Annotated in this window: 12 protein-coding genes; 11 read left to right on the plus strand and 1 reads right to left on the minus strand. The window is 73.9% G+C overall.

Features of this window, described 5'->3' with window-relative positions; genetic code table 11:
• Positions 1-369: 369 nt before the first annotated feature.
• The 7 genes from OH807_RS26675 to OH807_RS26705 all read left to right on the plus strand — a co-directional run bounded on the left by OH807_RS26675 (position 370) and on the right by OH807_RS26705 (position 13175).
• A complete protein-coding gene (locus OH807_RS26675; protein WP_406211201.1) occupies positions 370-3300 on the plus strand; it encodes a putative bifunctional diguanylate cyclase/phosphodiesterase in 2931 nt (976 codons plus the stop codon).
• 333 nt (positions 3301-3633) lie between these two features.
• Positions 3634-5481 carry an acetolactate synthase large subunit gene (locus OH807_RS26680; RefSeq protein ID WP_406203343.1) on the plus strand — a complete coding sequence of 616 codons (1848 nt, stop codon included), beginning with the start codon at positions 3634-3636 and terminating at the stop codon, positions 5479-5481.
• A 79-nt stretch (positions 5482-5560) separates the two neighbouring features.
• Complete coding sequence (ilvN, locus tag OH807_RS26685; RefSeq protein WP_329927879.1) at positions 5561-6085, plus strand: acetolactate synthase small subunit; 525 nt, start codon at positions 5561-5563, stop codon at positions 6083-6085.
• A gap of 134 nt (positions 6086-6219) precedes the next feature.
• Entirely contained in the window at positions 6220-7218 is a 999-nt protein-coding gene (ilvC, locus tag OH807_RS26690) for a ketol-acid reductoisomerase (RefSeq protein ID WP_406203347.1), read from the plus strand.
• 253 nt (positions 7219-7471) lie between these two features.
• Complete coding sequence (serA, locus tag OH807_RS26695; protein WP_406211203.1) at positions 7472-9061, plus strand: phosphoglycerate dehydrogenase; 1590 nt, start codon at positions 7472-7474, stop codon at positions 9059-9061.
• Positions 9062-9409: 348 nt separating this feature from the next.
• A complete protein-coding gene (locus tag OH807_RS26700) occupies positions 9410-9571 on the plus strand; it encodes a hypothetical protein (RefSeq protein ID WP_406203350.1) in 162 nt (53 codons plus the stop codon).
• Between the two features lie 253 nt (positions 9572-9824).
• Positions 9825-13175 (plus strand): S8 family serine peptidase, encoded by a 3351-nt coding sequence (locus OH807_RS26705; protein WP_406203352.1) that lies wholly within the window; start codon positions 9825-9827, stop codon positions 13173-13175.
• 87 nt (positions 13176-13262) lie between these two features.
• Here OH807_RS26705 and OH807_RS26710 read toward each other — a convergent pair whose 3' ends face one another.
• A complete protein-coding gene (locus tag OH807_RS26710; RefSeq protein WP_406203355.1) occupies positions 13263-15776 on the minus strand; it encodes a YfhO family protein in 2514 nt (837 codons plus the stop codon).
• A gap of 153 nt (positions 15777-15929) precedes the next feature.
• On the opposite strand from OH807_RS26710, the gene OH807_RS26715 reads away from it, so the two are divergent.
• From OH807_RS26715 to cimA, 4 genes are all read left to right on the plus strand, one after another.
• Positions 15930-16508 carry a Uma2 family endonuclease gene (locus tag OH807_RS26715; protein ID WP_406203358.1) on the plus strand — a complete coding sequence of 193 codons (579 nt, stop codon included), beginning with the start codon at positions 15930-15932 and terminating at the stop codon, positions 16506-16508.
• 62 nt (positions 16509-16570) lie between these two features.
• Positions 16571-17608, plus strand: coding sequence for a 3-isopropylmalate dehydrogenase (locus OH807_RS26720; protein ID WP_406203361.1), 1038 nt, complete (start codon positions 16571-16573; stop codon positions 17606-17608).
• Positions 17609-17825: 217 nt separating this feature from the next.
• Entirely contained in the window at positions 17826-18938 is a 1113-nt protein-coding gene (locus OH807_RS26725) for a branched-chain amino acid aminotransferase (protein ID WP_406203364.1), read from the plus strand.
• Between the two features lie 350 nt (positions 18939-19288).
• Complete coding sequence (cimA, locus tag OH807_RS26730; RefSeq protein WP_406203367.1) at positions 19289-20911, plus strand: citramalate synthase; 1623 nt, start codon at positions 19289-19291, stop codon at positions 20909-20911.
• Positions 20912-21017: the final 106 nt, after the last annotated feature.

Consider the following 21017-nt stretch of genomic DNA (forward strand, 5'->3'; position numbering starts at 1 on the left):
GCACGCCCCCGCCAACCGGCCCGTTCCGGCCGATTCGGGTGCAATTCCCCACCCCTGCGCCATTACTCTAAGTTCAATGTGCGTGTCATTGAGTGACCGGAGTGGTGTAGGGTCCCGAGTGGGAACATCGGTGCGGTGCGTCGGCCGACAGGCCGTCCACTCCCTGGGCCACCGCCCTGACGGGGCGGCAGGTCACCGCGTACGGACACCAGGTGCGCGGCCGGTGGTCCGTGGCCGGGGCGCAAGGCCCCCGGCCGGAGGGGGAGAGGCCGAGTGAGCTCCACCGATGCGGTGCTGCCCGGGGCCGGACGGCCGGGCGTACCGGACGCCGACGTGTCCGCGACCGGCCGGAACGGCCCGGTCCGCCGCCTGCTCTCCAGCCGCAGTCTGCCCGGCGCCGCCCTGGGCGGCCTCTGCGCGGCCTACGCGCTGGGCGCGGCCTTCGGCTGGGGCTCCCGTCAACTCGCCGTCTTCATGGGTGACTTCGGCCTGGCCGCGGCCGCACTCGCGGCCGCGCTGTCCTGTCTCTCGTACGGCTGCACGGTCGGCGGTCACGCCCGCCCGGCCTGGCTGCTGTTCGGCCTCTCCTCGCTGATGGTGGCCTTCGGCAACGGCACCTGGGGCTGGTACGAGCTGGTCGAGCGCACCCCGCTGCCCCAGGACTCGCTCGCCGAGTACGCCTTCCTGCTGTTCGCCCCGCTCGCCATCACCGGCGTGCTGGTCCTCGCCCAGCGCCCGCACAGCGCCGCCGGCTGGCTCTGCCTGATGCTGGACGGCTGGCTGGTGGCCGGCTCGCTGTTCACCCTCAGCTGGAGCCTGGCGCTCGGCCGGATCGCCGCCGGCGAGGACGGCTCACCGCTGCGCCTCGCGCTCAACCTGGCCTACCCGGTGCTGGACATCCTGCTGGTCAGCCTGGTGGTCGGGCTGCGGTTCGGCGGCCGGGACGGCAACCGCGCCGCCGTCCACACCGCGATGGTCGGCCTGGCCGTCACGGTGCTCTGCGACGCCCTCTTCACCTCGCCCGAGCTGCGCAGCAGTTACCACTCGGGCGAGCTGCTGGACGCCGGCTGGTTCGCCGGCAGTCTGCTGCTGGCCTGGGCGCCGTGGTCGTCGCGCTGGCGCCGCCCGCTGCGCGAGCACCCCTCGGCCGGCGGCCTGCCGCGCCGCCGGGTGGCCACCACTTTCAGTGCCCTCACCCCCTACGCGGCGGCCGCGGTCTGCACCGCCGGCATCCTCTACAACGCCCTCGGCGGGCGCCCGCTGGACCGGGTGGTGGCCGCGGCCGCCTGCACGGTCGGCCTCGCCCTGATCCTGCGGCAGGGCGTGATGCTGCTGGACAACCTCTCGCTGGCGCAGGAGCTCGCCCACAAGGAGGCGCACTTCCGCTCCCTCGTGCAGGGCTCCAGCGACGTCATCATGATCGCCGGCGCCAACGGCGTGCTCTCCTACGTCTCCCCGGCCGCGCTCGGCGTCTACGGGCGCGACCCGGAGGAGCTGGTCGGCGGCAACCTGCTGGACCTCGTCCACCCCGAGGACGTGGACCGGGTGCTGGTGGAGGTGCGGCGCTTCCTGGCCCGCGGCCGGCTGCTGGCGCACCGCTCGCCCGGCTCCGGCACCGAGCCGGCCGCGGCCCGGGTGGAGTGCCGGATCAGCTCCGGCAGCGGCGAGTGGCTGCACGTCGAGTCGACCGTCGACCGCTACCGCGACGGGCTGATCCTCAACAGCCGGGACGTCACCGAACGCGTGATACTCCAGGCCCAGTTGCAGCACAACGCCTTCCACGACCCACTCACCGACCTGCCCAACCGGGCGCTCTTCGCCCAGCGGCTGCGCGGGGCCCTCGCGACCCGCGGCCAGCAGGGCGGGGCGGGCGCCGGGGTCGCGGTGCTCTTCCTCGACCTGGACGGTTTCAAGGCGGTCAACGACAGTGCCGGCCACCAGGTCGGCGACGAGCTGCTGGTGCAGGCCGCCCGCCGGCTGCAGGGCGCCGTCCGCTGCGGGGACACCGTCGCCCGGTTCGGCGGGGACGAGTTCGCCGCCCTGGTCTGCGGCCCGCTCGGCCGGCTCCAGGTCCAGGAGCTCGCCGAGCGGCTGCGGGTCGCGCTCTCCGAGCCGTACTGGATCGGCGGAGCCGAACTCGCCGTCGCCGCCAGCATCGGCATCGCCTTCGGCACCCCCGAGCGCGGCCCGGCGGCCGACCCCAGAGCCGCCGCCGACGAGCTGATGCGCAACGCCGACCTCGCGATGTACCGCGCCAAGTCGGAGGGCAAGGGCCGGGTGGTGCTCTACACCCCGGCGATGCGCGCCGACCTGGAGCGCCGGACCGAGCTGGAGGAACGCCTGCGGGCGGCCGTCCGGGAGGGCGGCTTCACCCTGCTGCACCAGCCCGTGGTGGACCTCTCCACCGGCGCCGTCACCGGCGTCGAGGCGCACGCCCGCTGGTGCTCGACCCAGGGCCTGCTGCTCACCCCCGCGGAGTTCCTGCGCTCCGCCGAGCACGGCGACGCGGCGGCCCGGTTCTCCCGCTGGCTGATCCGCGAGGCGGTGACGGCCGCGGCGCAGCGGCGCGGCCTGCCCGGCCGGGCCAGGCCGGCGCCGGCCCCCGTACCGGTGTCGGTCCGGCTCTCGGCCGAGCGGCTCTGCTCGCCCGGCATGTACGAGGCGGTGGTGGCCGCGCTGCGCGACACCGGGCTCCCGGCCGGCCTGCTGGTGGTCGAGGTGGCCCGGATGGGCCCGGACGGGCTGGCCGACGAACTCGGCCGCCGGCTGGCCGCGTTGCGCCGGCTCGGGGTCTCCACCGCGCTGGCCGGCTTCGGCGCCGGCAACGGCTCGCTCGGCGCGCTGGCCCGGCTGCCCTTCGACGGGCTCAAGCTGGACCGCACCCTCGTCCAGGACCTGGGCGAGTCCGGGCTGGGCCGGACGCTGGCCGGGCACGCCCTGCGGCTCGGCCGCGACCTCGGCCTGGTCACCGCCGCGGAGGGGGTGGACCTGCCGCGCCAGGTGTCCGTCCTGCAGGAGCTGGGCTGCCGGCAGGGCCAGGGGTCGGCCTTCGCGCCGCCGCTCGACGAGACCAGGCTGCGGCGCGCGCTGGCCCGCCGGGTGTACCCGATGCCGCGGCCGGTCGGCTCGCTCTCGGCCCGCCGCGCCTACCTGGCCGCGGACACCCGTACGAGTGGCCGCGGGGAGTCCGCGCCGGGGCGTGTCGTACATCACCACGGTGCCTCCGACCTGCCCGAACACCGTGCCGTGGCAAGTCCGGGGCATGGTCCGCATGGCGAGACTGTCGTCCCACCTGCTTGACAGTCCACCCCGCTCGGGAGGAAGGTCGTTGCCATGCGCACCCGAATTCTCGTACTTGGCGGGCGCGTCGGCTGAGCGGGTCATGCCCGACTCGTGAGAGACCGACGCGCCACCCCTCGCATGCCCTTGGCACGAGGGGTTTTTTGTTGCACTGATGCTGTTCCACCCCGCAAGACCCCTGGCCCCGGCCGCCCGATTTGGCTCGCGACTTCTGCGGGAAAAGCGGGACGATTGGGGCAGAGCCGGCGATCGGCCCGACCACCGGGACCCCACCCTCGACCCAGCGGGGCCCGCACCCGTCCGGGCCGGCAAAAACCGAGAAGAGACAGGCAGATGACCGAGCACGCCGCATCCCCCCGCCGCGGGGACACCCCGGCCGCCCACGCTCCGCAGCACGTCGTCGAGACCATGACCGGCGCCCAGTCGCTCATCCGCTCGCTGGAGGCCGTGGGTGCGGACACCGTCTTCGGCATCCCGGGCGGGGCCATCCTTCCCGCGTACGACCCGCTGATGGACTCGGCCAAGGTGCGCCACATCCTGGTCCGCCACGAGCAGGGCGCCGGCCACGCCGCCACCGGCTACGCCCAGGCCACCGGCAAGGTCGGCGTCTGCATGGCCACCTCCGGCCCGGGCGCGACCAACCTGGTGACCCCGATCGCCGACGCCTACATGGACTCCGTCCCGATGGTGGCGATCACCGGGCAGGTCGCCTCCAAGGCGATCGGCACCGACGCCTTCCAGGAGGCGGACATCTGCGGCATCACGATGCCGATCACCAAGCACAACTTCCTGGTCACCGACCCGTCGGAGATCCCCCGGGTGATCTCCGAGGCGTTCCACATCGCCGCCACCGGCCGCCCCGGCCCGGTCCTGGTGGACATCGCCAAGGACGCGCTGCAGGCCACCACCACCTTCCGCTGGCCGGCCGAGACCTCGCTGCCCGGCTACCGCCCGGTCACCAAGCCGCACGCCAAGCAGATCCGCGAGGCCGCGCGGATGCTGGTGGGCGCCAAGCGCCCGGTGCTGTACGTCGGCGGCGGTGTGATCAAGGCGCACGCCACGACCGAGCTGCGGATCCTCGCCGAGCTGACCGGCGCCCCGGTGGTCACCACGCTGATGGCGCTCGGTGCCTTCCCCGACAGCCACCCGCAGCACCTGGGCATGCCCGGCATGCACGGCTCCGTCCCGGCCGTCACCGCGCTGCAGAAGTCGGACCTGCTGTTCACCCTCGGCGCCCGCTTCGACGACCGCGTCACCGGCAAGCTGGACGGCTTCGCCCCGCACGCCAAGGTGGTCCACGCCGACATCGACCCGGCCGAGATCGGCAAGAACCGCCCGGCGGACGTGCCGATCGTGGGCGACGCCCGCGAGGTGCTGGCCGACCTGATCGTCGCCGTCCAGGCCGAGTTCGACGCCGGCCACAAGGGCGACTACACCGACTGGTGGGTCAAGCTCAACGAGTGGAAGAAGACCTACCCGCTGGGCTACGAGCCGGCCCCGGGCGGCGAGCTCTCCCCGCAGCAGGTCATCGAGCGGATCGGCCAGCTGGTCGGCCCCGAGGCGATCTACGCCGCGGGCGTCGGGCAGCACCAGATGTGGAGCTCGCAGTTCATCCAGTTCGAGAAGCCGGCCACCTGGCTCAACTCGGGCGGCGCGGGCACCATGGGCTACGCCGTCCCGGCCGCCATGGGCGCCAAGGCGGGCCGCCCGGAGGCCTCGGTCTGGGCGATCGACGGCGACGGCTGCTTCCAGATGACCAACCAGGAGCTGGTCACCTGCGCCCTGAACGACATCCCGATCAAGGTCGCGGTCATCAACAACGGCTCGCTGGGCATGGTCCGCCAGTGGCAGACCCTCTTCTACAACCAGCGGTACTCCAACACCGTGCTGCACGCCGGTCCCGGCCACGACGGCATCGAGCCGCCGGCCCAGGGCACCCGGATCCCCGACTTCGTGCTGCTCGCCGAGGCGATGGGCTGCGTCGGCCTGCGCTGCGAGCGCCCGGAGGACCTGGACGCGGTGATCAAGCAGGCGATGGAGATCAACGACCGCCCGGTGGTCATCGACTTCATCGTCCACCAGGACGCCATGGTCTGGCCGATGGTCGCGGCCGGCACCAGCAACGACGAGATCCAGTTCGCCAAGGGCGTCCGCCCCGACTTCGGCGACGACTCCGACTGACGGCCCCGCGTCACCCACCGCCACCCTTCTGACGACCGGCTCCGCCGGACACCCCTAGCGACTCAGGGAACAGAGAACCATGTCCAAGCACACCCTCTCCGTCCTGGTCGAGAACAAGCCCGGCGTGCTCGCCCGCATCGCCTCGCTGTTCTCCCGTCGGGGCTTCAACATCGACTCCCTCGCCGTCGGCCCGACGGAGCACCCGGACGTCTCCCGGATGACCATCGTGGTCAACGTCGAGGACCTCCCGCTGGAACAGGTCACGAAGCAGCTCAACAAGCTCGTCAACGTGATAAAGATCGTCGAGCTCGACCAGTCCGCTGCGATCCAGCGGGAACTGGTCCTGGTGAAGGTCCGCGCCGACAACGAGACCCGGTCGCAGATCGTCGAGATCGTCCAGCTGTTCCGCGCCAAGACGGTCGACGTGTCCCCGGACGCGGTGACCATCGAGGCCACCGGCAGCTCGGACAAGCTGGAGGCCATGCTCCGGATGCTGGAGCCGTACGGCATCAAGGAACTGGTCCAGTCCGGCCTGGTCGCGATCGGGCGCGGCGCCCGGTCGATCACCGACCGCTCGCTGCGCGCCCTCGACCGCAGCGCGTGACGCCCGCAGGCCGTGTGACCACCGGGAACGCGGCCCGTCTCACCCCCTGAAGCACCGCCCCACACCCCGCCGGGTGCACGTACCGTAGGAAAAGCAGTACCCGGCAAGACCATCACGCAAGGAGATGTGCCCCCGTGGCCGAGCTGTTCTACGAAGACGACGCCGACCTGTCCATCATCCAGGGCCGCAAGGTCGCGGTCATCGGCTACGGCAGCCAGGGCCACGCCCACGCGCTGTCCCTGCGCGACTCGGGTGCGGACGTCCGGGTCGGCCTGAAGCCGGAGTCGAAGTCGCGCCAGAAGGCCGAGGAGGCCGGCCTGCGCGTCGTCACCCCGGCCGAGGCGGCGGCCGAGGCCGACGTCATCATGATCCTCGTCCCGGACCCGATCCAGTCCGACGTGTACGAGGCGGACATCGCCCCGCACCTGAAGGCCGGCGACGCCCTGTTCTTCGGCCACGGCCTGAACATCCGCTTCGGCTTCATCAAGCCCCCGGCCGACGTCGACGTCTGCATGGTCGCCCCGAAGGGCCCGGGCCACCTGGTCCGCCGCCAGTACGAGGAGGGCCGCGGCGTCCCCGCGATCGTCGCGGTCGAGCAGGACGCCTCCGGCAAGGCCTTCGACCTGGCGCTGTCCTACGCCAAGGGCCTGGGCGCCACCAAGGCCGGCGTCATCAAGACCACCTTCAAGGAGGAGACGGAGACCGACCTGTTCGGTGAGCAGGCCGTCCTCTGCGGTGGCACCGCCGCCCTGGTGAAGGCCGGGTTCGAGACCCTGGTCGAGGCCGGCTACCAGCCGGAGATCGCCTACTTCGAGTGCCTGCACGAGCTGAAGCTCATCGTCGACCTGATGTACGAGGGCGGCCTGGAGAAGATGCGCTGGTCGGTCTCCGAGACCGCCGAGTGGGGCGACTACGTCACCGGCCCCCGCATCATCACCGACGCCACCAAGGCCGAGATGAAGAAGGTCCTGGAGGAGATCCAGGACGGCACCTTCGCCAACACCTGGATCGCCGAGTACAAGGCCGGTCTGCCGAAGTACAACGAGTACAAGAAGGCCGACGAGGACCACCTGCTGGAGACCACCGGCAAGAAGCTGCGCAAGCTGATGAGCTGGGTCAAGGAAGAGGCCTGAGCCTCCCCGGGTCACCGCCCGATTCCGGCTCCCCTTATTTCATAGGGTCCTTGTACAACTAGGCTGCTCCCGTCCGGGTGATTTCGCCGGACGGGAGCAGCCCGCCACCCAGCCCGTCGATACACTTCCGAGTGCGCGTCAGGCCCACAGCGTCGTGCGTCTACCTACGCGGCATGCCACCGTCCCCCCGCCGTCCACGCCACCTTCGTGCCGGGGAGAACCGCAGAGTTAAGGACACACTGTCGTGAGCACTGTGACATCCAAAACCGCCGTTGTACTGATCGCCGAAGAGCTGTCGCCCGCCACCGTCGACGCCCTCGGGCCCGACTTCGAGATCCGGCACTGCAACGGTGCGGACCGCACCGAACTGCTGACCGCGATCGCGGACGTGGACGCCATCCTGATCCGCTCCGCCACCAAGGTGGACGCGGAGGCGCTGGCCGCCGCCCGCAAGCTCAAGGTGGTCGCCCGGGCCGGCGTCGGCCTGGACAACGTGGACGTCGCCGCCGCCACCAAGGCCGGCGTGATGGTCGTCAACGCGCCGACCTCCAACATCGTCACCGCCGCCGAACTCGCCTGCGGCCTGCTGATCTCCGTCGCCCGCAACATCGCGCCGGCCAACGCCGCGCTCAAGCAGGGCGAGTGGAAGCGCAACAAGTACACCGGCGTCGAGCTGAGCGAGAAGACCCTCGGTGTCGTCGGCCTCGGCCGGATCGGCGTGCTCGTCGCCCAGCGGATGTCCGCGTTCGGCATGAAGATCGTCGCGTACGACCCCTACATCCAGGCCGCCCGCGCCGCGCAGATGGGCGTCAAGCTGGTCACGCTGGAGGAGCTGCTGGAGGCCTCGGACTTCATCACCGTCCACCTCCCGAAGACCCCGGAGACCATCGGCCTGATCGGCGACGAGGCGCTGCACAAGGTCAAGCCGACCGTGCGCATCGTCAACGCCGCCCGCGGCGGCATCGTGGACGAGGCCGCGCTCGCCAGCGCCCTGCGCGACGGCCGGGTGGCCGGCGCCGGCCTGGACGTCTACGCCAAGGAGCCGTGCACCGACTCCCCGCTGTTCGCCTTCGACAACGTGGTCGCCACCCCGCACCTGGGCGCCTCCACCGACGAGGCCCAGGAGAAGGCCGGCATCGCCGTCGCCAAGTCGGTGCGCCTGGCGCTGGCCGGCGAGCTCGTCCCGGACGCGGTCAACGTCCAGGGCGGCGTGATCGCCGAGGACGTCCGCCCGGGCCTGCCGCTGGCGGAGAAGCTCGGCCGGATCTTCACCGCGCTGGCCGGCGAGGTGGCCGTCCGGCTCGACGTCGAGGTGCGCGGCGAGATCACCCAGCACGACGTCAAGGTGCTCGAACTCTCCGCCCTCAAGGGCGTGTTCGAGGACGTGGTGGCGGAGACGGTGTCCTACGTCAACGCCCCGCTGTTCGCCCAGGAGCGCGGCGTCGAGGTACGGCTGACCACCTCCAGCGAGAGCGCCGAGCACCGCAACGTGATCACCGTCCGCGGCACTCTCGCCGACGGCGGCGAGATCGCCATCTCCGGCACCCTGGCCGGCCCGAAGCAGACCCAGAAGATCGTCGGGGTGGACGCCTTCGACGTGGACGTCGCGCTCACCGACCACATGGCGTTCTTCAAGTACGAGGACCGCCCGGGCGTGGTCGGCGTTCTCGGCCGCCACCTCGGCGACGCCGGCATCAACATCGCCGGCATGCAGGTGGCCCGCGACGGCAGCGGCGCGCTGGCCTCCATCACCGTGGACAGCCAGATCCCGCAGGACGTGCTGTCGGCCATCGCCGCCGAGATCGGCGCCCGCTTCGCCCGCTCGGTCGACCTGGGCGCCTGAGCAACCCGGTAGCCCCCGACAGGGCCCGGACCGCCGTTCACCGGTGGTCCGGGCCCTGTTGCGTGGCTGTGACGTGTCTCCGGGTGGCCCTCGTCTCAGATACTAGGAAATCCAAGTATTCGTGCAGACAGGGCACGGCCCTGGTCGTACCGTGGAAGAGCCATACGGTGTGCCGCCCCTGCAGCCAGGGAGCCCGGCCCGTGTGTGCGCCCGTACGCGCTGCGGGTGGGTGACCCCCGCCCGGCGTACCTCCCGCCGCCCGTCGCCGCCCCTGTGCGGCGTGCTCCGCGGCACCTCCCCAACCCTCTGCGCCGCGCCCTCGCGACGCATTCGACTCAAGGAGCCGGTATGCCCCCCACCGCAGACCGCCACGCCACTCCCGCCCCCTCCGCCACCCCCGCCCGGGCCCCGCGCCGCCGCCGTGCGGCCGAGCGGAACCCCTTCGCCGCCGCAGCGCTGCAGCGCGCCCTGGACCGCCGCGACAACGGCGGCGTGACCGGCCACCGCTGAGCCGGGGCCGACTCGCGGGCGGGCCGCGGCCGGCGCGCGGCCCCGGGTGGCGTTCATCCGCCGAATGGGCCGGCCGGGCTGACGCCTCGTCACCCGGGAGAGTGCACGTGGCGCCCGTTGGAGGGATGTTGCTCGCGCTCCCCGGCGTGGGCCTCCTATATGTGGGGCCCCGGAGGGGTGATCGACGTCCGCGCGGGCGGGCGTCAGCGGCACGGCGTGCGGATCAGTCCCCCTTGCCGGGGGAGAGGTCCCAGTGCGCCAGCCACCCGTTCGTCGACCGGTCACCCGGATCGGCATCACCCTCGCCCTGCTCACCGGGCCGGCGCTGCTCGGAGCGGCGCCGCCGGGCAGTCCACCGACGGCCCCGCCGGGCCGGCCGGTCACCGTCCTGCTGGAGCTCGCCACCGAGGCCGCCGGGCCGGCCTGGCAGCGGGCCGCCACCGACGCCCGGCGGGCCCGGCGCTCCCCGGACGCCGTCCGGCGGGAGGCCGCGCAGGCCGGCTCCGGACAGCTCTCCCGGGCCTCCGCCGCGCTCGACCGGCTGGCCGGGGCCGTCCGCGGGGCCGCCCCCACCGCCCGCGAGCTCTACCGCACCCGGACCCTGCTCACCGGCCTCGCCGTCACCACGCCCGCCGACCGGCTGCCCGCCCTGCGGGCCCTGCCGGGCGTCCGGGCCGTCCACCCGGTGCTGCGCAAGCAGCGGGACAACGCGTACTCGGTACCGCTGACCGGCGCTCCCGAGGTCTGGGCCGGCCCCTCGGCGGACGCCGGCGGGACGACCGGGCAGGGCGTCCGGATCGGCATCATCGACAGCGGCATCGACTACACCCACGCGGACTTCGGCGGCCCCGGCACCGAGGAGGCGTTCAAGGCGGTCGACGGCGCCGCGCGCGCACCGGCCGGCCTCTTCCCCAACGCCAAGGTGGCCGGCGGCCGCGACCTGGTCGGCGACGACTACGACCCGGACCCGGCCTCCCCGCACTACCAGCCCGAGCCGCACCCCGACGACAACCCCATCGACTGCGCGCTCAACGGCCACGGCACCCACGTCGCCGGCACCGCCGCCGGGCTCGGCGTCACCGCCGACGGGCACCCGTACACCGGCCCCTACCGGCCCGGCCTGGACCCGGCCGACTTCCGGGTCGGCCCCGGCGCCGCACCCGGCGCCCAGCTCTACGCGATCCGGGTGTTCGGCTGCGACGGCTCCACCGACCAGCTCGCCCAGGCCCTCGACGTCGCCGCCGACCCGAACGGCGACGGTGACCTCGGCGACCGGCTCGACGTCGTCAACCTCTCCCTCGGCAGCCGCTTCGGCTCCACCGACGACGCCGACTCCGTCGCCGTCGACCGGCTCTCCGCCCTCGGCACCGTCGTCGTCGCGGCCGCCGGCAACGAGGGCGACGTCTACGGAATCTCCGGCAGCCCCGGCACCGCCGCCCGGGCGCTCGCCGTCGCCGCCTCCGTGGACCCGCACAGCGACGCCGACGGCATCACCGTGCTCGGCCCCGAGCCGCTCGCCGGCACCGTCCCGGCGCACTGGAGCGGCCGGTACCGGGGCTGGTCCACCGCCGACGTGACCGGCCGGCTGGTACTGCCCGCCGACCAGGCCGACGGCTGCACCGCCTTCGGCGAGGCCGACCGGCAGCGGCTCGCCGGGAAGATCGCCGTGCTGGCCTGGCGGACCCGCGAGTCCGAGCGTGCCTGCGGCTCCGGCCCGCGCGCCGACCACGCCGCCGACGCCGGAGCGATCGGCGCCCTGCTCGCCGCCGACGACGACCACCTCGCCGAGATCGCCGGCAACGACCGCATCCCGCTGGCCCTGCTCGCCCGGGCCGACGGCGAGCGCCTGCACGACGGCGCCGCGGCCGGTCCGGTCGACGTCCGGCTCGCCGCACCCGGCAACCCGCTGCACGGCGTCGTCCCCCAGGACCAGCCGCAGCGCACCGACACCCTCACCGACTTCACCTCGCGCGGCATCGGGGTGCCCGGCGTGGTCAAGCCCGACCTGGCCGCCCCCGGCGAGACCATCTGGTCCGCCAAGGCCGGCAGCGGCGGCGGCGGCCAGCGCGAGGACGGCACCTCGATGGCCACCCCGCACGTGACCGGCCTGGCCGCCCTCGTCCGGGCCGCCCACCCCGAGTGGACGGTCGAGCAGGTCAAGGCCGCGCTGATGAACACCGCCGGGGACACCTGGCTCGGGGACGGCGGCACCGGTCCCGTCTACGGCCCCGAGCGCACCGGCGCCGGCCGGGCCCGGGTCGACGCCGCCGTCCGCACCCCCGCCGTCGCCTACGCGGCGGGCGAGGGCGCCCCCGAGGGCAGCGTCGGCGTCTCGTTCGGGCCGGTCGCGGTCGGCGGGTCGTTCACCGCCACCCGCGAGGTCGAGGTCCGCAACCTCTCCGACGCCGCCGTCGCCTACCGCACCGGCTACGCCGCCGCCACCGAACTGCCCGGCGCCCGCTTCGACATCAGCCCCGCCCGGGTCGAGGTACCGGCCGGCGGCACCGCCCGCGTCCGGGTCACGCTGGCCGTCCCCGGGCAGCTCGGCCGTACCCCCGACCCGACCATCGCCACCCTCCAGGGCGGCCGGGCCCGCACCTTCCGGGGCGAACTCTCCGGCCGGCTGCTGCTCACCCCCGAGCCGGACCAGGGCCTGCCCGTGCTGCGCGTCCCGGTGCTCGCCGCCCCCCGGCCCGCCTCCGACCTCACCGCCGCGGCCCCGATCCGGCTCGGCCGCTCCGGCGCGCTCGTCACCCTCGGCGGCAGCCCGGCGCCCGCCGGACAGCCCGGACTGCTCAGCGCGTTCGCCCTCGGCGGCGAGGGCGCCCGCTGGCCCGACTGCCCGCCCGACAGCGGCGCCGCCGTCGGCCCCGGCGCGGGCATCGTCCCGGAGGACAGCACCGAACCGCAGTCCGCGCAGGACGTCTGCGTCGAACGCCCCGGTGACCGGGCCGCCAACCTGCGCGCGGTGGGCGCCGCCTCGGACGCGCCCGCCGTCGCCGACGGAGCGGGCATGCTCTACCTCGGCGCGCAGGTCTGGGCACCGGCGGCCACGCCCGTCGGCGTCTTCGCCGTCCGGGCCTCGCTGGACACCGACGAGGACGGCACCACCGACGTCGTGGTGAAGGCCGACCGCCAGCGCGGCAGCGACGTCCTGGTGGCCCGCACCGTCGACGCCCGGACCGGCGCCGAGCTGGACGTCCAGCCGCTCAACGCCCGCTGGGGCGACACCGACACCGCGCTGCTGGACAGCGACGTGCTGGTGCTCCCGGTCCGGATCGGCGCCCTCCCGGGCGTCCGGGAGGGCCGCAGCACCGTCCGGTACGGGTTCTGGACGGGCCCCGCCACCACCGGCCGGCCCGACCCGGCCGAGGCCTTCTCCGCCATCGGCCTGCGCGGCACCCGGCCCACCCTCACGGTCGACGTCCTGCACCCCTCGGTGGACGTCCGCACCGGTCCGGGCGGCCCCGCCGCGATGGCGGCGGCCCTGCCCCCGGGCACCGTGCTCGACGTCCGCCGCGGCGACGGCGACACGTCCCGGCTGCTGCTCCTGCACCACTTCAACCGTGACGGGCGCCGGGGGCAGGTCCTCCCGCTGCCCTGACGCCGCCCGCGGCCACCGGAGCCGCCGCCCCTCGGAGCCGCCGCCCCTCGGAGCCGTCGCCCCGTCCGGGGCGGCGGCTCCCTGCCGTCAGGCCCCGTTCCTGCCCGGAGCCCCGCCCGGGGCCCCGCCGACGGCCCGGCGCAGTCGGCGCGGCGGGCGGGCCGGCCGGTGGCGGAGGCGCCCGAACACGGTGGTGAGGGCGGTGACGGCGGCCGAGGCGAGGGCCAGCGTGAGGCCCTCGGTGAGCCCGGGCGGCCGGAAGGAACAGGTGATCCGGTCGGTGCCCAAGCCGCCGAGCGGGACGCCGATCATGCCCAGCACGGACCGCGGCGCCGCGGCCGGCCCGCCGCCGGTCGCACACGTCCAGCCGGCGGTGGCCGGGACGGAGACCAGCGCGGTGCCGGTGCCGCCGGTGCGCAGCCGGGCGGTGAGCACGTGCCCGTCCACGGTGACCCGGGCGGCGCCGGTGGCGGTGAGCCGGGCGACGGCTGCCTCCAGCGCACCGGGCCGCAGGCAGCCGACCGGCCGGGCCGGCACCTGGGTGACGGTGTCGGCGTGCAGGACCACCCGGACCACGCCGTCGGCCGGCACCACACCCAGCCGGTGGATCGGCACGGCCGTGGTGGGCTGCACCCCGTCGCTGCGGTAGACCGCCCCCAGGCCGCTCACCGTGCCGTCGAACCAGACCCCGTGGAAGAACGCCGTGCCGCCCGGCGTGCAGGCCGCGGTGAACGCGGTGCCCTCCGCGCCGGCCGGGGTGGCCGGGACGGACCAGCCGCTGCTGCCGTGCGCGGTCGGTGCCGGGCCGCCGGCCGGGACGGGATCGGGCACGTCGTAGACCTGCCCGCCGAGCAGCGACTCCTGCCGGGACCAGACCGAGGAGGTGTCGGTCCGCGCCCCCGGCGGCAGGACGGTGACCAGCGGGGGAGCGGCGGCCCGGGCGACGCTGAAGCCGGTCGGCGGCGGCCCGTCGTCGAGGTGGGTCCGGACGGCGAAGAGCGCCTGTCCGACCGGGTCGGTGACGCTCGCGGTCTGCCGGCCGCCGGCCGCCCAGCCCGCGCCGAGGTCGTGCAGCAGCAGCGCGGTGACGGTGGGCAGGTAGCCGGTGGCGTAGCCGCCGCCCTGGCCGTCGAGCAGCAGCGGGTCGTTCGGGGTGAAGGCGTGCGGGCCCGGGTCGGTCCGGGCCTGCGGCCAGTCGGCGGCCTGCCGCAGGGCGGCGTACCCGGCCCGGACGGGCGCCCCGGAGGCGGTGCCGGACGGCGCCGCGTCCAGGGCCGCGTGCGCGGACCAGACCGCGCCGCCGAGCACCGCGCAGCCGAGGACGGCGGTGGCCGCGGCGCCCGCCCGGCGGTCGGTGTGCCGGTGCTCCAGGATCCACAGCGCGGCGAGCAGGACGGCGCCGCCGGCCACCAGCAGGGCCCAGGTGGACGCCCGGACGGAGTGCTGCCCGGCGGCGACGGCGGCGACCAGCAGCACCACCGCGGCCCCGCCGAGCAGGGTCACGGTGTCCGGCCGGTGCGCCAGCGAGACCCAGCCGGCCAGCACCAGCAGCCCGCTGAGCACGAACGCCACCCGGTACGGGCCGCCGGCCGGGATCGCCAGGCCGTGCCAGACCAGCAGGGTCGGCGTCCAGACGAAGCCGAGCACCACCAGGGCCAGCAGCCCGCACCAGACGATCCGCTCGCGGGGCCGCACCCGGCGGTTGAACGGGAGCCCGGCCACCAGCAGCAGCCCGAGCAGGCCGATCGACACGTCGGGGACGGGCGGGCCGCCGTGCGTGCCCGGCAGGAGCCGGGCGACGTGGCCGCCGAACCCGGCCGGGCCGAGCGGCTGCAGCGGGGACTCCGGCTGCGCCTCCTGCGCGGCCCGGACGGCGACGAACAGCACGGGTGCGGCGAGCAGCACCCCGGCGGTGACCGCGGTGACGGCCCGCCCGGTCACCCGGACGACGCCCCGGAAATCCCGCCGGACGGCCAGCAGCCGCACGCCGAGCACCAGGCCGGCGGTGATGGTGGCCATCGCGGCGGTGTAGAGGTTGCCCGCCCACGCGACGACGACGCAGAGCGTGGCGGCGGTCCAGCGCCGCTCGTGCAGGCACCAGTCGCCGGACAGGACGAGCAGCGGCAGCGAGACCAGGCCCCAGAGCCACATCGGGGCCGGCCCGGCGACGGTCGTCACCCAGGCGCAGAGCCCGTAGCCGACGGCGGCGAGCGCCCGCAGCCAGTGCGGGCCGGGGTGCAGCCGGCCCAGCGCGTGGGCCATCAGGCCGGTGCCGAGGCCGATGCTGCCCAGGGCCACCAGGAAGACCGCGAGCTGCCCCTGGCTGCGCGGCAGCAGGACGGTGAGCCAGGAGAACGGGTCCATCAGGTTGGCGAAGAAGTCGGCCAGGAAGGGTGCCCCGTAGCCGCTGTTCCAGTTGAACAGCAGGTCGCCGGGGGAGCGGCCGTGCGCCTGGTCCCAGAGCTGGGCGTGGAACGGTACCGCGGTGGCCGCCGCCCCGGGCGGCCAGGCCCCGTGCAGCGCCGCCGCGACGGCGTACCCGGCCATGGCCAGTCCGGCGGCGACCGCGCAGACCCGTGCCTCCCGCCAGCGCGCGTCCATGGTGTTCTGCCCCGTTCTGCGAGGAATGCCGGACCGGATGCCCGTGAGCATAGGCGCGCCCCCGGCGCGGACAGCGGCGTACGCGCTCCCTCGTGGGAGGGACGTGCGGAAGAACCCCGCCGAGTAGCCTGAGAACGCCGTCAGGATGCCCGCATGGGAGGAATCATGACCATCGAGCCGTACCCGGCCTGGATCCGTCCCCCGGCCGAGGGGTACACCGCCGAGGACCTCGACCGGCTGCCGGATCTCCCGCCGCACACCGAGCTGCTCGACGGGAGCCTGATCTTCGTGAGTCCGCAGACGCGATTCCACATGCGCACCCTCCGCCGGCTGGAGCGGGCGCTGGAGACGGCCGCCCCGGAGGGCTGGGAGGTCTGCCGGGAGATGACGCTCAAACTCGACCGGCGGAACCGGCCCGAGCCGGACCTCATGGTGGTGGACGAACAGGGTGACACCGGCCCTCAGCAGACCTTTTCCGCTGCGGAGGACGTCCTGCTCGCTGTCGAGGTCGTCTCGGAGGAGTCCCGGGAGCGCGACCGCCAGGTCAAGCCGCGCAAGTACGCCGCTGCCGGCATCCGCCACTTCTGGCGCGTCGAGAGCGACGACGAGGGGCGTCCGGTCGTCCACACCTACGAGCTCGACCCGGCCACCATGTCCTACGGCCTGACCGGGATCCACCACAAGCAGCTGAAGCTCGAACGGCCGTTCCCGCTCGACATCGACCTCACCTGACCGTTCGTCCGGATAGTGGACGCCAGGTGTCAGCCCCTGGGACGCGGGAGTAGGGTCCGAGCATGTCTCGCACCATTCGTCTCGCAGTAGTCCCCGGCGACGGCATCGGCCAGGAAGTGGTGGCCGAAGGCCTCAAGGTCCTGGCCGCCGCGCTGCCCGCCGACGTGAAGCTGGAGACCACCGAGTACGACCTCGGCGCCCGGCGCTACCACCGGACCGGCGAGACCCTGCCGGACAGCGTGCTGGCGGAGCTGAAGTCCCACGACGCGATCCTGCTCGGCGCCATCGGCGACCCGAGCGTGCCGTCGGGCGTGCTGGAGCGAGGGCTGCTCCTGAAGCTGCGGTTCGCCTTCGACCACCACATCAACCTGCGGCCGGGCCGGCTCTTCCCCGGCGTGAAGTCCCCGCTCGCCGGTGACCCGGAGATCGACTTCGTGGTCGTCCGCGAGGGCACCGAGGGCCCGTACGTCGGCAACGGCGGCACGCTGCGCACCGGGACCGAGCACGAGGTGGCCACCGAGGTCAGCCTGAACACCGCCTACGGCATCGAGCGGGTCGTCCGCGACGCCTACCGCCGGGCCCAGGCGCGGCCGCGCAAGAAGCTCACCCTCGTCCACAAGAACAACGTGCTGGTGCACGCCGGCCACCTGTGGACCCGGATCTTCGAGCAGGTCGGCCGGGAGTTCCCCGAGGTCACCACCGACTACCTGCACGTCGACGCGGCGACGATCTTCTTCGTCACCCAGCCCGAGCGGTTCGACGTGATCGTCACCGACAACCTGTTCGGCGACATCCTGACCGACCTGGCCGCCGCCGTCACCGGTGGCATCGGCCTGGCGGCCAGCGGCAACATCAACCCGAGCGGCGACTTCCCCTCGATGTTCGAGCCCGTGCACGGCTCGGCGCCGGACATCGCGGGCCAGGGCAAGGCCGACCCGACCGCCACGGTGCTGTCGGTCGCCATGCTGCTCGACCACCTCGGCTTCGCCGCCGAGGCGGCCGCCGTCGAGGCCGCCGTCGCCGCGGACCTGACCGAGCGGGCCGGCACCCGCACGACGTCCCAGGTCGGCGACGCGCTCGCCGCCCGAGTATCCGGCTGACCCGGCCGAACCCGCGACGAGCGGGGTTCCGGCCGGAAGGGTCGGAGCGCACAAGCGCATAACCGCAGCTTGCGGCTCCCCAAGGAGCTCGCAACTGTTCGGCACGGCCCTCTGGATGCGAGTATCGACAGTGGGCCGTGCCGTCGTGCGTTCGTTCGCCGAAACGTTCACCGACGGAGGCGGCCCGGACCAACCCCACGGTGAAGGACATACAGCCATGAGCACGCCCACCCAGGCGCCCATCACGTTCGACCTCAAGCCCTCCGCCCACCCGCTGTCCGACGCGGAGCGCGAGGCCCGGCTGACCAACCCCGGCTTCGGACGCATCTTCACCGACCACATGGTCACCATCCGCTGGACCGAGGGCCTGGGCTGGCACGACGCCCAGCTGGCGCCGTACGCGCCGCTGGAGATCGACCCGGCGAACATGACGCTCCACTACGGCCAGGCGATCTTCGAGGGCCTCAAGGCCTACCGCCAGGCCGACGGCTCGATCTCGACCTTCCGTCCGGAGGCCAACGCCACCCGCTTCCAGTCCTCCGCCCGCCGCCTGGCGATGCCGGAGCTGCCGGTGGAGACCTTCGTCGAGGCCGTCGAGCTGCTGGTCCAGCAGGAGCAGAACTGGGTCCCGAACGAGCCGGAGCAGAGCCTCTACCTGCGGCCGTTCATGTTCGCCACCGAGGTCGGCCTGGGGGTCCGTCCGGCCAACTCCTACCTCTTCATGATCATCGCTTCGCCGGCCGGCGCCTACTTCCCCGGCGGCGTCAAGCCGGTCTCGGTCTGGCTGTCCGAGGACTACGTCCGCGCCGCTCCGGGCGGCACCGGTGCCGCCAAGTGCGCCGGCAACTACGCCGCCTCGCTGGTGGCCCAGGCCGAGGCCGCGGCCAAGGGCTGCGACCAGGTCGTCTGGCTCGACGCCGCCGAGCACCGGTGGATCGAGGAGATGGGCGGCATGAACCTGTACTTCGTCTTCGGTGAGGGCGCGGACGCGAAGATCGTCACCCCCGAGCTCTCCGGCGCGCTGCTGCCCGGCATCACCCGCGACTCGCTGCTCCAGCTCGCCGCCGACCTCGGCCACGAGGTCGAGGAGCGGAAGATCTCCACCGAGGAGTGGAAGAAGGGCAACGCCGACGGCACCCTCACCGAGGTGTTCGCCTGCGGCACGGCCGCCGTCATCACCCCGGTCGGCTCGGTCAAGTCGGTCGGCGGCGACTGGACCGTCGGCACCGGCGAGCCCGGCCCGGTCACCATGGCGCTGCGGAAGTCCCTGCTCGCCATCCAGGGCGGCCAGGCCCCCGACACGCACGGCTGGCTGCACAAGATCGTCTGAGTCCGCACCGCCTCCTGCCCCGGCCGTTCCGGATGCCGAGACGGCCGGGCCGGGGGCCGGACCGGTGTGCCAGACTGCGAACGTGTCCTCGCTTTCGCTGATTATTAGCAGCAGGCGCGCCGGTCCGCAGTGACCGCTTCCGCACTACCCGATGCGGAGCGACCACCAGCGTCCAGACCCGCGCGCAGACCTCTCGCACCCGCGAGGGGTCTTTTGTTTTGCCCCCGGACCGGCCGGAGCCCCCACAAGGGGCCGAGGGACACCGGGGAGCGCGCGGGATGCTGGACAGTGGAGCCGGACCAGAACCGGCAGAGCAGCAACCGACCTCCCGGAACGGAGAACCCAGGGTCATGACCCAGGCGAGCAACCTCCCCGACGACAGCTTCCACGTGTTCGACACCACCCTGCGCGACGGTGCGCAGCGGGAGGGCATCAACCTGACGGTGGCCGACAAGCTGGCCATCGCCCGGCACCTGGACGAGTTCGGCGTCGGCTTCATCGAGGGCGGTTGGCCGGGCGCCAACCCGCGCGACACCGAGTTCTTCGCCCGGGCCGCCGCCGAACTGGACCTCCACAACGCCCAGCTGGTCGCCTTCGGCGCCACCCGGCGGGCCGGCGGCAAGGCGGCCGAGGACCCGCAGTTGGCCGCCCTGGTCACCTCGGGGGCGCCGGTCGTCACCCTGGTGGCCAAGGCCCACGACCGGCACGTCGAGCTGGCGCTGCGCACCACGCTGGACGAGAACCTGGAGATGGTCCGGGACAGCGTGGCGTACCTGCGCGAGCAGGGGCGCCGGGTCTTCATCGACTGCGAGCACTTCTTCGACGGCTACAAGGCGAACCGCGGCTACGCCCTCGCGGTGGTCCGGGCCGCCCACGAGGCCGGCGCCGACGTCGTGGTGCTCTGCGACACCAATGGCGGCATGCTGCCGGCCGGGGTGCGCGACATCGTCGCCGACGTGCTGAAGGACTGCCACACGTACAAGCCGGGCGCACGGCTCGGCATCCACGCCCAGGACGACACCGGCTGCGCGGTGGCCAACACCCTGGCCGCGGTGGACGCCGGCGCCACGCACGTCCAGTGCACCGCCAACGGCTACGGCGAGCGGGTCGGCAATGCCAACCTGTTCCCGGTGGTCGGCGCCCTGGAGATCAAGTACGACCGCCGGGTGCTGCCGCCCGGCAGCCTGGCCGAGATGACCCGGATCTCGCACGCCGTCGCCGAGGTGGTCAACCTGACCCCCTCCACCCACCAGCCGTACGTCGGCTACTCGGCCTTCGCCCACAAGGCCGGCCTGCACGCCTCCGCGATCAAGGTCGACCCGGACCTCTACCAGCACATCGACCCGGAGACGGTCGGCAACACCATGCGGATGCTGGTCTCCGACATGGCCGGCCGGGCCTCCGTCGAGCTCAAGGGCAAGGAACTGGGCTACGACCTCTCCACCGACCGGGACCTCGCCGGCCGGGTGGTCGCCCGGGTCAAGGAGCAGGAGAACCTCGGCTACACCTACGAGTCCGCCGACGCCTCCTTCGAGCTGCTGCTCCGCGACGAGGTGCGGGGCAGCCGCGAGCGCTTCTACACGCTGGAGTCCTGGCGGACCATCAGCGAGCAGGGGCCCAACGGATTCGCCGGCAACGAGGCGACGGTCAAGCTCTGGGCCAGGGGCGAGCGGCGGATCGCCACGGGGGAGGGCAACGGGCCGGTCGACGCGCTGGACAAGGCGCTGCGCACCGCGCTGGAGCGGATCTACCCGCAGCTGGCCAAGCTGGAGCTGGTGGACTACAAGGTCCGCATCCTGGAGGGCCAGCACGGTACGGGCTCCCAGACCCGGGTCCTGATCGAGACTTCCGACGGCACGTCCAGCTGGTCCACCGTCGGGGTGGCCGACAACGTGGTCGCCGCCTCCTGGCGGGCCCTGGACGACGCCTACACCTACGGCCTGATCCGCGCGGGCCTGGAGCCCACCGAATAGCCGCTCCCGCCGGGCACCGGCACCCGCCGGTGCCGGGCGGCACGCCGACGGCCCACGGACGCCCCCAGGGGTCCGTGGGCCGCATCGTCCACTCCGTCGGTACCTC

The organism is Kitasatospora sp. NBC_01560 (assembly GCF_045208415.1).
Taxonomy (GTDB): domain Bacteria; phylum Actinomycetota; class Actinomycetes; order Streptomycetales; family Streptomycetaceae; genus Kitasatospora.

Bases quoted from the DNA above. Each gene is read 5' to 3' on its own strand.
- OH807_RS26680 (WP_406203343.1), top strand. From the start codon at position 3,634: ATGACCGAGCACGCCGCATCCCCCCGCCGCGGGGACACCCCGGCCGCC.
- ilvN (WP_329927879.1), top strand. From the start codon at position 5,561: ATGTCCAAGCACACCCTCTCCGTCCTGGTCGAGAACAAGCCCGGCGTG.
- OH807_RS26700 (WP_406203350.1), top strand. From the start codon at position 9,410: ATGCCCCCCACCGCAGACCGCCACGCCACTCCCGCCCCCTCCGCCACC.
- OH807_RS26710 (WP_406203355.1), bottom strand. From the start codon at position 15,776: ATGGACGCGCGCTGGCGGGAGGCACGGGTCTGCGCGGTCGCCGCCGGA.
- OH807_RS26715 (WP_406203358.1), top strand. From the start codon at position 15,930: ATGGGAGGAATCATGACCATCGAGCCGTACCCGGCCTGGATCCGTCCC.
- OH807_RS26720 (WP_406203361.1), top strand. From the start codon at position 16,571: ATGTCTCGCACCATTCGTCTCGCAGTAGTCCCCGGCGACGGCATCGGC.
- OH807_RS26725 (WP_406203364.1), top strand. From the start codon at position 17,826: ATGAGCACGCCCACCCAGGCGCCCATCACGTTCGACCTCAAGCCCTCC.
- cimA (WP_406203367.1), top strand. From the start codon at position 19,289: ATGACCCAGGCGAGCAACCTCCCCGACGACAGCTTCCACGTGTTCGAC.